At 45.2% G+C, this 16169-nt stretch carries 14 protein-coding genes; all 14 read right to left on the bottom strand.

Annotation, left to right across the window (positions count from 1 at the left end; all coding sequences use genetic code 11):
* Positions 1-7: 7 nt before the first annotated feature.
* The gene (locus FS666_RS01550) at positions 8-313 is read right to left on the bottom strand and encodes a YlxQ family RNA-binding protein (protein WP_120069765.1); all 306 of its coding nucleotides are present in this window, start codon (positions 311-313) and stop codon (positions 8-10) included.
* Positions 310-585 (bottom strand): RNase P modulator RnpM, encoded by a 276-nt coding sequence (gene rnpM / locus FS666_RS01545; RefSeq protein ID WP_120069763.1) that lies wholly within the window; start codon positions 583-585, stop codon positions 310-312. The genes FS666_RS01550 and rnpM overlap by 4 nt, the downstream gene beginning before the upstream one ends.
* A gap of 11 nt (positions 586-596) precedes the next feature.
* A complete protein-coding gene (gene nusA / locus FS666_RS01540) occupies positions 597-1721 on the bottom strand; it encodes a transcription termination factor NusA (RefSeq protein ID WP_120069760.1) in 1125 nt (374 codons plus the stop codon).
* A gap of 36 nt (positions 1722-1757) precedes the next feature.
* Positions 1758-2225: a ribosome maturation factor RimP gene (rimP, locus tag FS666_RS01535; protein ID WP_120069757.1), complete on the bottom strand. Its 468-nt coding sequence runs from the start codon at positions 2223-2225 to the stop codon at positions 1758-1760.
* Positions 2226-2589: 364 nt separating this feature from the next.
* Positions 2590-6924, bottom strand: coding sequence for a PolC-type DNA polymerase III (locus FS666_RS01530; RefSeq protein WP_144461073.1), 4335 nt, complete (start codon positions 6922-6924; stop codon positions 2590-2592).
* A gap of 76 nt (positions 6925-7000) precedes the next feature.
* Positions 7001-8707, bottom strand: a complete 1707-nt coding sequence (locus tag FS666_RS01525; protein WP_144461072.1) for a proline--tRNA ligase — start codon at positions 8705-8707, stop codon at positions 7001-7003.
* Positions 8708-8727: 20 nt separating this feature from the next.
* The gene (gene rseP / locus FS666_RS01520) at positions 8728-9993 is read right to left on the bottom strand and encodes an RIP metalloprotease RseP (RefSeq protein ID WP_120069749.1); all 1266 of its coding nucleotides are present in this window, start codon (positions 9991-9993) and stop codon (positions 8728-8730) included.
* A gap of 15 nt (positions 9994-10008) precedes the next feature.
* Positions 10009-11154, bottom strand: a complete 1146-nt coding sequence (locus FS666_RS01515; protein ID WP_120069746.1) for a 1-deoxy-D-xylulose-5-phosphate reductoisomerase — start codon at positions 11152-11154, stop codon at positions 10009-10011.
* A 34-nt stretch (positions 11155-11188) separates the two neighbouring features.
* Positions 11189-11974 (bottom strand): phosphatidate cytidylyltransferase, encoded by a 786-nt coding sequence (locus tag FS666_RS01510; RefSeq protein ID WP_144461071.1) that lies wholly within the window; start codon positions 11972-11974, stop codon positions 11189-11191.
* On the bottom strand, positions 11975-12769 hold the full coding sequence (locus FS666_RS01505) for an undecaprenyl pyrophosphate synthase (RefSeq protein ID WP_144461070.1): 795 nt from the start codon (positions 12767-12769) through the stop codon (positions 11975-11977).
* A gap of 199 nt (positions 12770-12968) precedes the next feature.
* Positions 12969-13526, bottom strand: coding sequence for a ribosome recycling factor (gene frr, locus FS666_RS01500; RefSeq protein ID WP_144461069.1), 558 nt, complete (start codon positions 13524-13526; stop codon positions 12969-12971).
* Entirely contained in the window at positions 13526-14251 is a 726-nt protein-coding gene (pyrH, locus tag FS666_RS01495; RefSeq protein WP_144461068.1) for a UMP kinase, read from the bottom strand. Before pyrH ends, frr begins: the two co-directional genes overlap by 1 nt.
* 117 nt (positions 14252-14368) lie before the next feature.
* On the bottom strand, positions 14369-15250 hold the full coding sequence (tsf, locus tag FS666_RS01490; protein ID WP_144461067.1) for a translation elongation factor Ts: 882 nt from the start codon (positions 15248-15250) through the stop codon (positions 14369-14371).
* Positions 15251-15379: 129 nt separating this feature from the next.
* Complete coding sequence (rpsB, locus tag FS666_RS01485; protein WP_120069889.1) at positions 15380-16111, bottom strand: 30S ribosomal protein S2; 732 nt, start codon at positions 16109-16111, stop codon at positions 15380-15382.
* Positions 16112-16169: the final 58 nt, after the last annotated feature.

Here is a 16169-nt window from a genome sequence, read left to right as displayed (position 1 = left end):
CCCGGGTTTAATCATAAAACAATGTTGCCAACTTTTTCGCAAATCCGGCCTCAACAACAGCAACCGCAACTCTTGCATCTTTGCCGATTGCCTGGCCGAGCATTTCCCTCGTCTCCGCAAAGACGACAGGAACATCATAATACCGGCATTTATCCTGAACTTTTTTGGATGTATTATTGGAGGCATCTTTGGCCAGTATCACCAGCTTTGCCCTGCCGCTTCTGATTTCTTTGATGACCAATTCCTCGCCGGAAACCGCCTTGCGCGCCCGGTTGGCCAAGCCAAGCAATGACATCCACTTTTCATTTTTCATTTATTGTCACCATCAACCAGGGATAGCAGCTCATCATATATTTCATCTTTTATTTCTGCCTGCAGATGGCTGGCAAGCACTTTTTTACTTTTGGCCGTCAAAATGACGTCTTTATCTTTGGAAAGATAAGCACCCCGTCCGGATTTTTTGCCGGTCAAATCTACGGAAACCTCCCCTTCCTTGGAGCGGACAATCCGGATCATCTCTTTTTTTGGCTTCATCTCTCCAGTAGCAACACATTTTCTCATAGGTATTTTTCTTTGCTTTGCCATCTTCCTCACCCCTATTCGATTTCTTCGTCCACCAAATCGAATGATTCGTCCAATTCTTCTTCCTCAAAATCAAGGACTTCTTCTCTTGGATAAATTCCGGATTCACGGGCGTCCGTTTCACTCTTGATGTCTATTTTCCATCCTGTCAATTTCGCGGCAAGGCGGGCGTTTTGTCCGCGTTTTCCGATAGCAAGCGAAAGCTGATAATCCGGAACAATCACTGTCGTCGCTTTGTCCTCATCGTCCACAATGACATCCAGCACCTTTGAGGGGCTTAATGCATTTGCCACAAATTCGACTGGATCCGAAGACCATTCAACAATGTCAATCTTTTCACCTTTCAATTCATCAACAATGGCCTGGACCCTCGATCCTTTAGGGCCGACACATGCGCCTACAGGATCAATATCATCATAGTCTGTCGCCACGGAGATCTTTGAACGGTCCCCCGCTTCCCTTGCAACCGACTTTATTTCAACAGTCCCATCGTATATTTCCGGCACTTCGATTTCAAACAGGCGCTTGAGCAGTCCCGGATGCGTCCTTGAAACAAAGATCTGCGGGCCTTTCGTTGTCTTTTCCACTTTTGTCAAATAGACTTTGATCCGGTCGTGAGGCTTATACGTTTCATTGGACATTTGCTCGCTTTGCGGAAGCAGCGCTTCGATTTTTCCAAGGCTTACATATATGAAACGGGGATCCTGGCGCTGAACAATACCTGTCATGATATCATCCTCGCGATCCACAAATTCGGAATAGATAATCCCCCGTTCCGCTTCCCGCACGCGCTGTGTGACAACCTGTTTGGCTGTCTGGGCTGCAATTCTGCCAAATTCCTTCGGTGTCACTTCAAGCTCCACCATATCGCCCGGCTCATAAGATGGATTAATGCTTCTGGCTTCATCCAGAGAGATTTCAAGCCTGGAATCAAATACTTCATCGACCACTTCTTTTCTGGCAAAAACCCTCATTGTACCTGTTTCCAAGTTCATGTCGACGCGTACATTCTGCGCCTGGTTAAAGTTTCTTTTATAAGCGGAAACCAAGGCAGCTTCGATGGCCTCAATCAGGACTTCCCGGGAAATTCCTTTTTCTTTTTCCAAAACAACTAGAGCATCCATTAGTTCTGAGCTCATGAACATGTTCTCCCCTTTTCACTTTTGTTCGGCTGTTTAAAAAACGACGGCTAAACGGGCTTTTGCCACTTTTTCAAATGGAATTTCGTATGTTTTCGTCCGGGTTTTTATGTTGACGTCGATCTTTAAAGCTTCGCCATTAAATTCAGTCAGTTTGCCTTCAAATTCTTTTTCTCCATCAATTGGTTCATATGTTTTAACATTCACCTGTTTTCCAACAGCTTTCATAAAATCTTCCGCCTTTTTCAAAGGCCTTTCTGCCCCTGGAGACGATACTTCCAGGAAGTAATTGTGAGGTATGGGATCCAATTCATCGAGCTTTTCGCCAAGCTTTTCGCTGACAAGGCCGCATTCCTCTATGTCCACACCGTTCTCCTTATCAATGAAGAGGCGGAGAAACCAATTTTTCCCTTCTTTGACATATTCGATATCAACCAGTTCAAGCTGCATTTCTTCCAGAATCGGAGCCGCCAGTTCCTCAACCATGTCTGTTACTTTACTCATAAAAACCTCCATAATATAGAGTTTCTATTTGTTTTTGCGTATATTTATCTGCAAATAAGAAAAGTGCAAGGCGCCTGTTCATCGGCGAAAAGCACAAGGCGAATTGCGAGGAGGCAGTTCCACAGCCACCACAGCAATTTGACTTGTGTCCTCGAGCCGATGGCGCCTGAAGCTAGACTAAACACTTACCAATTTAAGTGAAAACATAGTCTAATTTTAATTTCTTTTCTTACAATACGAAAGAGTGGGGGGCACCCACTCTTTTTGCGCAGAGTCTATTCATAGTATTTCCAATAAAAATATACCATAATCATGTATTGTTTGCAAATAATCGGCTGAAACCAGGCAGTCCTTGCAAAAAATCTTAAAAGAGGGACAGCTGATTTTGTTCAGGAAGTGATTCCAGACAACCTTGCTGGTCCAAGTATTCAATAATTGTCTTGGATACTTTTCCCCGTTTCTGAAGGTCTTCCTTCGAAAGGAATTCACCTTCTTCGCGCGCTTTTACGATATTGATTGCAGCATTTGTACCCAGTCCGGGAATTGCATTGAATGGCGGAATCAGCGTATCCCCGTCAATGATGAATTCCGAGGCGCTTGACCGATAAAGATCGACCCGCTGGAATTTGAATTTTCGTTCGCACATTTCGAGGGCAATTTCCAAAACCGTCAGCAGGCTCTTTTCTTTCGCTGTGGCCTCAAGCCCTTTGGCATTGATCTCTTCTATTTTGGACCTGATTGCCTGCGAACCGCGCACCATTGCTTCAAGGTCAAAATCTTCCGCTCTCACAGTAAAATATGCTGCATAATAAAGAAGCGGATGATGGACTTTGAAATAGGCGATTCTCACTGCCATCAACACATACGCTGTAGCATGGGCTTTCGGGAACATATATTTGATTTTTTTACATGAATCAATATACCATTCCGGCACATTGCATTTCCGCATTTCTTCTTCCCACTCAGGTGTCAGCCCTTTCCCTTTCCTGACCGACTCCATGATTTTAAAAGCAAGTGACGGCTCGAGGCCTTGGTAAATAAGGTATACCATAATATCATCCCGGCACCCGATCACTTCGGAAAGGGTACATGTACCGGATCGGATGAGCTCCTGTGCGTTTCCGAGCCATACGTCTGTGCCGTGTGAAAGTCCTGAAATCTGAACAAGCTCGGAAAAAGTGGTCGGCATCGTATCTTCAAGCATTTGCCTGACAAAGCGAGTGCCAAATTCCGGTATTCCCAGCGTTCCTGTTTTACACATGATCTGCTCTTCAGTCACGCCCAGAGACTCCGTGCCACTGAAAATCTTCATTACTTCCGGGTCATCTATCGGAATGGTCTTGGGGTCTATGCCGCTGAGCTCTTGGAGCAGACGGATCACCGTGGGATCATCGTGACCGAGAATATCCAATTTTAATAGATTGCTGTCAATGGAGTGGAAATCAAAATGTGTCGTTCTCCAATTGGACCCGGTATCATCAGCCGGGTACTGGATCGGGCAGAAATCGAATATTTCCATATCCGACGGTACAACGATGATTCCTCCCGGGTGCTGCCCCGTTGTTCTTTTTACACCGGTACACCCTTGGACGAGCCTTTCGACTTCCGCATTCCGCAGCATTAAGTTATTATCCTGCTCATAGCCCCTTACATAGCCGTAAGCTGTTTTTTCTGCCACTGTTCCGATTGTACCCGCACGATATACATAGTCTTCCCCGAACAGTTCCTTTGTATAATTATGGGCATGCGGCTGATAATCGCCGGAAAAGTTCAAATCGATATCCGGTACCTTGTCCCCTTTAAACCCAAGGAACGTTTCAAACGGTATGTCGTGTCCGTCTTTTTTATATTTTGCTCCGCATTTTTCGCAAGATTTATCCGGAAGGTCAAATCCGGAACCGACCGATCCGTCATCAAAGAATTCCGAGTGCTTACATTCCGGGCAGACGTAATGCGGCGGAAGCGGATTGACTTCCGTAATTTCTGTCATGGTGGCCACCAGGGATGAACCGACAGATCCCCTTGAGCCTACCAAATAACCGTCCACCAATGATTTTTTTACAAGTTTATGAGAAATGAGATAGATAACGGCAAATCCATGGCCGATGATGCTTGCCAGTTCCTTTTCAAGCCTTGCCTCCACAATTTCCGGAAGCTCTTCGCCATAAATCGACCTGGCCATTTCATAACTCATCGACCTGATTTCCTCATCCGCGCCGTCAATTTTCGGCGTATACAGGTCATCTTTGATCGGTTTGACATCTTCGATTTTGTCCGCAATCAAGTTCGAATTGGTTACGACGACTTCATACGCCTTTTCTTCGCCCAGAAAAGAAAATTCAGCAAGCATTTCATCCGTCGTCCGGAAATGCACCTCCGGCAGGTTATACCTGTTCATCGGATTTGCCCCGCCTTGGGACCTGACCAATATTTCCCTGTAGACCTTGTCCTCTTTGTTCAGATAGTGGACATTTCCGGTCGCGACAACAGGCAGGTTGAGCGCTTCTCCCATACTTACAATATTTTTGATTATATCTTCGAGATCTCTATCATCCCTTACAAGCTCCATTTCGATAAGCGGTGCGTAGACTGGTTTCGGATGGATTTCAAGGTAATCGTAAAAGCCTGCCGCCTTCTCCGCTTCTGCGCGTCCTTTTTGCATCATGGCTTCGAAAACTTCCCCTTTATCGCAGCCGGAGCCGACAAGGATGCCTTCCCTGTATTTTTCCAATAAGGAGCGCGGGATGCGCGGAACTCTATAAAAGTAGTTTAAATGGGAATATGAAACAAGCTTATAAAGATTTTTCAATCCGGCATCATTTTGTGCAAGCAACGTACAATGGGAAGGCCTTGACCGCTTATATGAATCTCCCTGTCCCATATTATCATTCAGCTGATCGTGGTAAAGAATATCTTTTTGCCTGGCGTCAGCCAGCAGCTTCAAAAATATCTTACCGGTTGCCTCTGCGTCATATATGGCCCTGTGATGCTGGACGAGCTCGATATCGAACCTTTTGGCCAATGTATTCAGGCGGTGATTTTTGAATTCAGGGTACAGGAACCTGGCAAGTTCCAATGTATCGATAACGGGATTTTCCACCTTCGGTAACCCTGCCCGCTGATTGCCGGCATTTAAAAAGCCTATATCGAATGAAGCATTGTGAGCAACGAGGATTCCATCCTCCGCCCATTTATGAAAATCATGGAGGACCTCCTCGATTTCCGGCGCATTTTCGACCATGTCATCCGTTATGCCTGTCAATTCAATCGTTGTGGCAGACAGAGGGTGATGCGGGTTTGCGAATCTTTCGAAACGGCCGACCTCTTCTCCCCCCCGTATTTTTACAGCAGCCAATTCTATGATTTTATCATAGATTGCCGAAAGGCCTGTCGTTTCTACGTCAAACACAATATATGTATCATCTTCCAAAAGCCGGTGTGCACTGTTATAGGCAATCGGAACACCGTCGTCAACCAGATTGGCCTCCAGGCCATACAGGATTTTTATATCATTCTTCTTTCCTGCACTGTATGCTTCGGGAAATGATTGCACAACTGCATGATCCGTAAGTGCAACGGCAGTATGCCCCCATTTTTTTGCTTGGGAAACAAAACGGCTTATGGAAGTGACAGCATCCATCTGGCTCATCGGAGAATGCAAATGAAGCTCAACCCGCTTTTTGCCTTCGGCAAGGTCTTTTCTTTCCTTTGCCTTCACTTCATTGATATCCTGGGCCATGATCACAAGTTCCCTGGCAAATGTATCATTTTGTACGCTGCCGCGCACTCTTGCCCACATGCCTTTTTTCAGCTTATTCATCAGGGCAGCGTCATCATGATCTTTTGAGAACATTTTAACGGAGATAGAATCGGTATAATCTGTCATTTTAAAAGTCAGCAGTGTCCGGCCGCTGCGAAGTTCCCTTGTTTCGGCTGAAAAAATATATCCTTCGACTGTAATTCTGCGTTCTTCATCATGGATTTCTTCAAGCTTTTTGATCTCTTCATCGTTTTTTATCGCATATCCGATCATCAAGGGGCCGCTCACTTCACCCCCGCTGCTATTCTCTTTCTCCGCTTCCATCCGTTTCATTTCCGCCAGTGCCTGGCGTGCCCGCTCTTCGTCCTCTTTCCGCTTTTCTTCCATAAATTTCTCATACTCTTCATTGGATTGTCCCTCATCATCGATTTCAGCCAACAGCATCAAAGAAGGAAAGCCGAATTTCAAATATATATCGGAAACGGTCTTTCCGTATTTCTCCTGAAGCGTCCTTGCCTCCATGTCATTTCTGACTTTGACAATAATCTTATTCCCATGGACATCGGGAAGCTGTCCGTCCAAAAGGCCAAAAAGCATCGGGGACATCCCCTCGATCTCTTTCAGACAGTCGCGCCAATAATCGATGACCAGCTCTTTGCTGAAAGTATGATCATTGTAAGATACAGTAAAATCTACATGGGCAATCTGGCTAAAAGCTTGTTGAAGTTTTTGGGAAAATATTGTATAAACGCGGCACGGGAGCAGGCGCTCCAATGAAAAATAAAAATGCCACCTTTTATTTGTTTTATCTACAACGAGTTTTTCAATCCGTCCGGATTCGAAATACTGCATACATTGGTCATCCGTCAAACCGATCTGCTGGAGCAACAGCAGAAAACGTTCTTTATTTTCGGCGGGATTATGCGTCTTGGACGTCATTTGTTCCTCTCCCCCAATTCATTTGCGCTCATGATAAAGGAAGGCACCTTTTTATAAAGGTACCCTTTGCTCTACATTACAATTCTTTGAAAATATCCGTAAGGACATCAAGCAGCTCCTCTGCTTTTACTTCCTGCATTTCGCCGGATTTCCGGATTTTGATTTCCACAATGCCTTCGGCCGCTTTTTTTCCGACTGTCACCCGGACAGGCATGCCAATTAAATCAGAGTCTTTGAATTTGACTCCCGGCCGCTCATTACGGTCATCGAACAATACACTGTATCGATGTTCCCTCAGCTCGGTATACAATTTTTCGGCAAGATCTGTCTGCTCCGCATCCTTCATGTTAACCGGAATCAAATGAATATCATACGGTGCAATACTGGCCGGCCAGATCAGCCCGTTCTCGTCATTAAACTGTTCGGCAACAGCAGAAAGCGTTCGGGAGACGCCTATCCCGTAGCATCCCATGATATAAGGATGAGGTTTTCCGTTTTCATCCAAATACGTTGCTGACATCGCTTCACTGTATGTAGTTCCCAGTTTGAAGATATGTCCGACTTCAATTCCCCGTGCAAACCGGATGATTCCTTTTCCGTCAGGTGATGGGTCACCTTCCTGAATGAATCTTAGATCCGCATACTTTTCAACTGTAAAATCCCTGCCCGGCACGACATTAATGTAGTGGAAATCTTCTTCATTGGCTCCGCATACAGCATTGACCATTGCTTCCACAGCTTTGTCCGCAACAATTTTCATTGTTCCAGGAAGGTTGACCGGCCCAATCGAGCCGAATGAACAGTTCAGCAGCTCCTTAGTCCGTTCTTCGTCTGCAAATTCGACGGATCCGGCATTCAGCGCGTTTTTCACTTTAATGTCATTGATTTCATGATCTCCCCTGACCAGGACCATTACCGGCTCCTCATCCACAATCAGAACAAGCGATTTAATGATATTGGATGATTGTACATTTAAAAATCCAGAAACTTCGGCAATTGTTTTTTGGCCGGGCGTTTCAACTTTTGACAGCTCTTTTTCCGGCTCATCCGGTCTTTCATACACTTGATGAACTTCCGCCATCTCGATGTTTGCTGCGTAAGTTGAGCCATCCGAGTAGGCGATCGTATCCTCGCCGATTTCGGATAAGACCATGAACTCCTGTGTATCCTTTCCGCCTATCGCCCCGGAATCAGCCAAAACAGCCCTAAAATCCAAACCGCATCGCGTAAAAATGTTTGTGTAGGCCTGATACATCTTTTGATAGGCTTCATCCAGGCTTTCCGCCGATGTATGGAATGAATATGCATCTTTCATGATGAATTCCCGCCCGCGTAACAGGCCAAAGCGTGGACGCTTCTCATCCCTGAATTTCGTCTGGATTTGGTACAGTATAATCGGAAGGCGTTTATATGACGGGATGCCGTCACTTACGATACTTGTAATCACTTCCTCATGTGTAGGGCCTAATGCAAAGCTGCGGTCATGGCGGTCTTGCATTCTCATCAATTCATCACCGTATGTATACCAGCGCCCCGAAGACTGCCATAATTCGGCGGGCTGGAGGGCCGGCAGGAGCAGTTCTGCCGCTCCCGCGTTTTCCATTTCTTCCCTTATAATCTGTTCAATATGATCAAGCGCTCTTTTGGCCAGCGGCAAGTATGAATATACACCGCTTGCGATTTGCTTAATAAAACCCGCCCGGAGCAACAGCTGATGGCTTTTGATTTCAGCATCAGACGGCAGCTCGCGGAGCGTTGGGATCAATGTCATGCTTTGCCTCATCACTTGCACCTCTATCTGCATTATTTAATGATAAAAAAACGTTGAATGTCATTCCACGTAACAACAATCATCAAGACCATCAAAAGGGCAAATCCGATAAAATGGACCATTCCTTCTTTTTGGCGGTCAATCGGTTTTCCACGCAATGCCTCCACACCAAAGAACAGGAGTCGTCCGCCGTCAAGCGCCGGTACCGGGAGCAAGTTCATGATTCCCAGGTTGATGCTTAGAAGTGCAGCCCATTTCATTAACAGTAGAACTCCGGATTTCGCCACAGTCTCCGTTGTTTTATAAATTCCGACAGGACCAGCAAGCATATCAATGGAGAACTGCCCTGTAACAAGCTTTCCAAGCAGCCGGAATATCTCAACTGTCCAATGGTACGTTTCGGTGAAACCGTTGACCGCTACGCTTGTAAATGATTTATCGACGGGCGCCTGTACTCCGATCAGGCCAAACTCCTTGCCCTCCGCCACTTCCCTTTTGGGCGTTACCGGAATATCAAGCGTCTTGTCCCCGCGTTCAACTGTAAAAACGAGCTCTTCCCCAGGATGGCTGCGAACAATCTCGGTTATATCTTCAAAGTTCGAAATTTCGGCTCCGTCGATACTTAAAACAACGTCACCTTCCTTAAAGCCCGCTTCGTTTGCCGATCCGTCCGGAAGCAATTTGCCGATAAGCGGATCGTTCACCTGTACACCCTGGATGAATCCCAATGCCGTGAAAATGACAATGGCAAGAACAAAGTTCATCATAGGGCCGGCAAAAATGGTCATCGCCCTCGCACTCAGTTTCTTCGAACCAAACTGGCGGTCCCATGGAGCGATTTGTGTTTCCGTTTGATCCTCGACAATTTTAGCTTTATGCGATAGACGGAATGTTTTTAATGTTTCATCTTCCCCATCTTCGTAACCTTTTATAATTAACTCATGCTCAAGGTCGGCCGATTCCACTTCCACAGCCCGCGCATTGGAAAAACGGTCCTTTCCCTGCAGTATAACTTTCTCAACCAAATCATCATCATTCAAAATGAGAGCTACCCGGTGTCCCGGCTTGATCTCCATCATTTCGGGGTCCTCGCCGGCCATTCTCACGTAGCCGCCAAGGGGAAGTAGACGAATGGTATATAACGTTTCTTTCGTTTTATGGGAAAACACTTTCGGTCCCATCCCGATCGCAAACTCTCTGACCAGTATTCCTGCACGCTTCGCAAAGACAAAGTGTCCGAGTTCATGGAAGAATACCAAAGCGCCAAAAATAATGATAAAAGCGATGACTGTATTCAAAAAAATAACCACCTTTTAAAGGAGTGTATGAACATACCGTCTTGTCTCCCCATCAACTTCCCGAATGGCGGAAAGATCAGGATTATCAATTACATGATGTCTTTCCAACGCTTTTTCAATCAGTTCCTCAATCCGGATAAATGGTATTTTCTGCTCAAGGAAAGCATTCACAGCTGCCTCGTTTGCTGCATTTAATACTGTAGGCATTGTACCTCCACGGCGCCCCGCTTCATATGCGAGATATAGGCACCGATAACGGTCCATGTCCATTTTTTCAAAGTGAAGCTCTCCGATTTCCACAAGGTTCAGCCTTTTTGCCGATTGAAGCGGGAGACGCTCCGGATAGGTAAGAGCGTATTGAATGGGAACTCTCATGTCAGGGGTGCCGAGCTGCGCAATTACACTGCTGTCATGAAATTCGACAAGCGAGTGGATGATGCTTTCCCGGTGCAAAATGACATCTATCTTATCATAAGGCAAGTCAAACAGCCAATGGGCTTCTATTACTTCCAGGCCTTTGTTCATCATTGTAGCAGAGTCAATCGTAATTTTGGAGCCCATTGACCAATTTGGATGATTCAAAGCCTGTTCCAGTGTCACAAACTCCAATTCTTCCCGGGTTAAGTCCCGGAAACTTCCGCCCGATGCGGTGATCAGCAGCCTGGATAAATCCTTCATTTCCTCGCCTTGCAGGCACTGGAATATGGCCGAGTGCTCGCTGTCAACCGGAAGGATATCCACATTTTTCTTCCTTGCCGCTGCCATGACGAGATGTCCGGCTGTCACCAATGTTTCTTTATTGGCAATAGCGATTTTTTTACCGGCTTCTATCGCCTGTAATGTCGGAAAGAGTCCGACACTTCCGATGACTGCGTTCAGAACGATATCTGCCTGGCCGAACACAGCCGCTTCCACCAAACCCTCTTCCCCGTATACAAATTTTATGCCGGACGAAAATTCCCCCCGGAGTGCCTCGCAGTCCTCTTTCGTCTGCACCGAAACGAGCTGCGGTTGAAACTCCGAAATGATTTTTCTGACAAGTTCTATGTTTTTGCCGGCCGTTAGGGCAGCAAGCTGAAATTGTTCAGGATGTTCCCTGATCAACTCAAGGGTTTGGGTGCCGATGGATCCAGTGGCCCCCAATAAACTAATATATTTCAAACTCTTCACTCCCGATAACTACTATTCATGCTTATTAAATAATCTGCAGCACATGGACAAGCGGCAGTACAAACAGCCAGCTGTCGCATCTGTCCAATATTCCCCCGTGTCCCGGCATAATATTGCCGGAATCCTTCACCCCGTAATGACGTTTGAAGGCTGATTGGGCCAAGTCTCCAATTTGTCCAAAAACTGAAAGAATAACAGTAACAATAAGCAGCTTAACCAGCGGTATGTCTATTGTGGTAAAAGCAAAAAAGGCCAGGGCAATGAGCAAGGCAATTAAAATACCCCCTACAGAACCTCCGATCGTTTTGTTCGGACTGATTTCCGGCCACAGCTTCCGTTTACCCAGGGACCTTCCGACAAAATATGCACCGGAATCCGTTCCCCATACGACAAACAGAACATAGAACAAATAAACGATTCCTGCCTCACGCGTTTCCATCAGAAAATGGAAACCGATTCCGACATATAATACCGACAGTATGACAAAACCCGCATCATCAAAATCAAATTTATTTTTACTTATAACAGTATATGATAAAAAAAGGAGGACAGCCAAGATTGCGGCTTTTATTTTAATATCCGCCCCGTGCCCTGATTCAAACGCCTGTCCGGGTAAAAGGATAATCCAAAGGAATGTCAAAGACAAGGCCCCCTGCACAGAAATAAGCGGCTGCTTCCGCATTTTCAATAATTCATACAACCCAATCGTTGCCATGGCATACACCAAAAGAAAGAATGGGATTCCGCCTATGTAAAGAAGCGGTAAAAATATGGCTATTGCCACTATCGCTGAAATGATTCTTACCTTCATTTATTGTATCTCCTCGCCAAGTAATCCGCCGTATCTTCTGGACCGCCTTTGAAATGATTCAATCGCTTCAAGCAAGTTTTCTTCAGAAAAGTCCGGCCAGAGGATATCCATAAAATACAGTTCGGTATATGCAAGCTGCCAGAGCATGAAATTGCTCAAGCGGACCTCTCCGCTTGTCCTGATGAGCAGATCAGGATCTTTCAGGCTCTCTGTCATCAAATAATTTGAAAAGCAGTCATCGTCAATATCCTCTTCATTTATGATGCCTTTTTTTACATCCGAAGAAAGATGTTTTATGGCATCGATTATTTCCGAGCGGCTTCCATAGTTTAGTGCAAAATTTAAAATCAGGCCGTCATTGTTCTTTGTTTTTTCTTTGGCGTGATCAACAGCCTTCCTTGTACTTGCCGGAAGGCGATCCATGTCTCCCATTGTTAAGACTTTAACGTTTTCCTCTATCAATTCCGGCAAAAAACTGCCCAAAAACTGTTCTGGAAGCTTCATTAAATAATCGACCTCTGTTTTGGGGCGCTTCCAGTTTTCAGTTGAAAAAGCATATAATGTAAGGATCTTTATTCCAAGTTTACTGGCTGCCTTTGTTATCTTTTTTACAGTTTTCATACCCTCGTGGTGTCCGGCAATCCGGGGAAGTGCCCTTTTTTTCGCCCACCGTCCGTTTCCGTCCATAATGATGGCGACATGCTCCGGAATGGGATGGGCAAGTATTTGACTGATTCGGTCATCCTGCGAATCTTGCTCTTTTGAAGTTTTCCAAAACTTCGTTTTATTGAACATAATGAGTCCTCCGTCAGAAATGCATTGTTCTGTGCGTCAAACATATTTTAGCATATCCATATGAGGATGCGATATGATTCTCCGACGATTTATTTCATCCATTGGCCATAAAAGGAAAAACCCTCCAAAAGGAGGGATCTATGAATAATAATTAAGGAAGTTTTCTAGTTTTCCCGCGCCGGGCAATTTCGCTTTTGTTTTAAACGGCCAATACTTCCTCTTCTTTCTCTTTTGTCAGTTCATCGATTTTCCTGATATGTTCATCGGTCAGCTTTTGAATGTCATCTGCAAAGCCGCGCAGGTCATCTTCGGAGATTTCCCCGTTTTTCTCAAGCTTTTTCAATTCTTCGTTTCCGTCCCGGCGGATATTTCTAATGACGACTTTGGCATCCTCTGCCTCTTTTCTAACTTGCCTTACAAGATCCTTGCGCCTTTCTTCCGTAAGCTGCGGGATGGATATCCGAATAAGGGATCCATCGTTTGTAGGCGTCAGACCCAGGTCTGATTTCAAAATGGCTTTTTCAATATCGCCCAAAACAGTTTTATCATACGGCTGGATCATAAGGAGACGGGCTTCAGGTACTGAAATGTTTGCCATTTGGTTGACTGGTGTCGGAACACCGTAATAATCAACAGTAATTTTGTCCAAAAGGGCGGCATTTGCACGTCCGGCACGAATGCTTGCCAATTCACGGCTGTATACCTGAATAGCTTTTCCCATTTTGTCTTTCGCATTTGAAATTATTTTGTTCGGCATTATTCCTTTCCCCTCACTATCGTTCCAATTTGTTTGCCCATGACGGCACGCTTGATGTTCCCTTTTTCGGTAAAAGAGAACACGATCAGCGGAATATCGTTATCCATGCAAAGCGATGAGGCGGTTGAGTCCATGACAGCAAGACCCTCTTTCAGAACGTCGAGGTAAGACAGCTGCTCATATTTGACTGCATCTTTATCAAGCTTCGGATCTGCGTTGTATACACCGTCCACATTGTTTTTGGCCATTAAAATGACATCTGCTTCTATTTCTGCCGCTCTTAATGCCGCGGTTGTGTCTGTTGAGAAGTATGGATTGCCGGTGCCTGCCGCAAAGATGACGACACGTTTCTTTTCCAAATGCCTGATGGCACGGCGTCTAATGTATGGTTCAGCAACTTGAAGCATATCGATAGACGTTTGAACACGGGTTTCAATCCCAAGCTGCTCAAGGCTGTCCTGCAAAGCAAGGGAGTTCATCACCGTTGCCAGCATTCCCATATAATCGGCCGTTGCACGGTCCATCCCCATCTCGCTACCGACCTTTCCGCGCCAAATGTTTCCGCCGCCAACGACGACAGCAATCTCAACGTCAAGTACTGCTACTTCCTTGATTTGCTCTGCAATGGATTTGATCACGGCCGGGTTGATACCGAATCCTTCATTTCCGGCCAGTGCCTCACCACTTAATTTAAGTACGACTCTTTTGTATTTTGGGGTATCCATCTGAACCTCCAATGATCCCTTAATGATATGTATTGACGAATGTTGACTTTTTAAAATGGGGAACACGATGTGTTCCCCATTCATTTTGATGCTAAACGATGCTTTCGCTTTTCTTAATTACTTTTTCGTTTGGCTCATTACTTCTTCAGCAAAGTTTTCCTGGCGTTTTTCCATACCCTCGCCCACTTCATAACGGACAAAGCCGACAACTTCAGCGCCTTTGGATTTTACAAATTTCCCAACCTTTTCGTCAGGGTTTTTGACAAATGGCTGGTCCAGAAGGCAGATTTGCTCAAAGAATTTACCAAGGCGGCCTTCTACCATTTTTTCAACGATTTTTTCAGGCTTGCCTTCGTTTAATGCCTGTTGTGTAAGCACTTGGCGTTCACGCTCGATTTCCTCTTCAGAAACCTGGTCGCGCGTGATATATTTAGGGTTGATAGCAGCAATATGCATGGCAACATCTTTTGCCGTTTCTTCATCAGTTGTGCCTTCAAGAACTGTCAGAACTCCGATGCGTCCGCCCATGTGCAGATATTCGCCGAATACGCCGTTGTCGGATTTCGTTTTAACTTCAAAACGACGGAGTGTGATTTTCTCACCGATTTTGGCAATGGCGCTGTTAATGTAGTCAGTAACAGTTTCGCCACTGCTCATTTTTTGTTCCAAAGCTTCTTCAAGAGATGCCGGTTTGTTCGCAAGAAGATGCTCAGCCAACTCTTTAACAAGCTGTTGGAAATTTTCGTTTTTGGCAACGAAGTCAGTTTCCGTATTCACTTCCAAAATAACCGCCGTATTGCCTTCGCTTAAAATGTAAGTTGTACCTTCGGCTGCAATTCTGTCAGCTTTTTTGGCGGCAGAAGCCATACCTTTCTTTCTGAGGAAATCGATCGCTTCCTCCATGTTGCCGTTTGTTTCTGTCAAAGCTTTTTTGCAGTCAAGCATGCCGGCACCTGTTTTGGTACGCAGTTCTTTAACCATTTGAGCAGTAATTGCCATTTTTCGTTTCCTCCTTGTGTAGGTAAAAGGGTGTCAATAAGGACATGATCGTGTGAAAAAAGGTGACAAAGTGTCATCACTCTTATCACCTTTCAAACCGCCTGAATTCAGGCTGATATCATATGACGATTATGCGTTGGCAGCTTCTGAAGATGCTTCCTCTTCTTCTACAGGTTCTTCGCTGTATTTAGCTTCCAATAAAGCATCAGCCATTTTTGAAGTAAGCAATTTTACTGCACGGATTGCATCATCGTTTGCTGGAATGACATAATCTATTTCATCCGGATCACAGTTTGTATCAACGATACCGACGATTGGAATATTCAACTTGCGCGCTTCTGCAACAGCAATGCGTTCTTTTCTAGGATCGATGATGAACATTGCATCCGGAAGAGTTTTCATATCTTTAATACCGCCCAAGAACTTGACTAGACGGTCGCGCTCTCTGTTGAGCATAACTACTTCTTTCTTCGGAAGGACTTCGAAAGTGCCGTCTTCTTCCATCTTTTCAATCGCTTTTAAGCGCTCAATTCTCTTTTGGATCGTTTCGAAGTTAGTCAAAGTTCCGCCAAGCCAGCGATGGTTCACATAAAATTGACCCGCACGTTCAGCTTCGTCTTTTACAGATTCCTGAGCTTGTTTTTTAGTTCCGACAAAAAGGACTTTACCGTTGTTCTCGGCAAGCTCTCTCATAAAGTTGTAAGCTTCTTCAACCTTTTTGACCGTTTTTTGCAAGTCGATGATGTAGATGCCGTTTCTTTCCGTAAAGATGTATTTTTTCATCTTAGGATTCCAGCGGCGTGTTTGGTGCCCAAAGTGTACACCTGCTTCGAGCAATTGCTTCATAGAAATGATAGACATAAATTTTTCCTCCTTGGTTTTTTCCTCCGCTTCACTCATCTTCCGCAAAAGACTGTTT

The sequence above is a fragment of the Siminovitchia fortis genome (genome assembly GCF_007681465.1).
GTDB lineage: Bacteria > Bacillota > Bacilli > Bacillales > Bacillaceae_C > Siminovitchia > Siminovitchia fortis.
The sequence above is the reverse complement of the archived record's forward strand: the minus strand, read 5'-3'. Positions and strand labels throughout refer to the sequence as shown.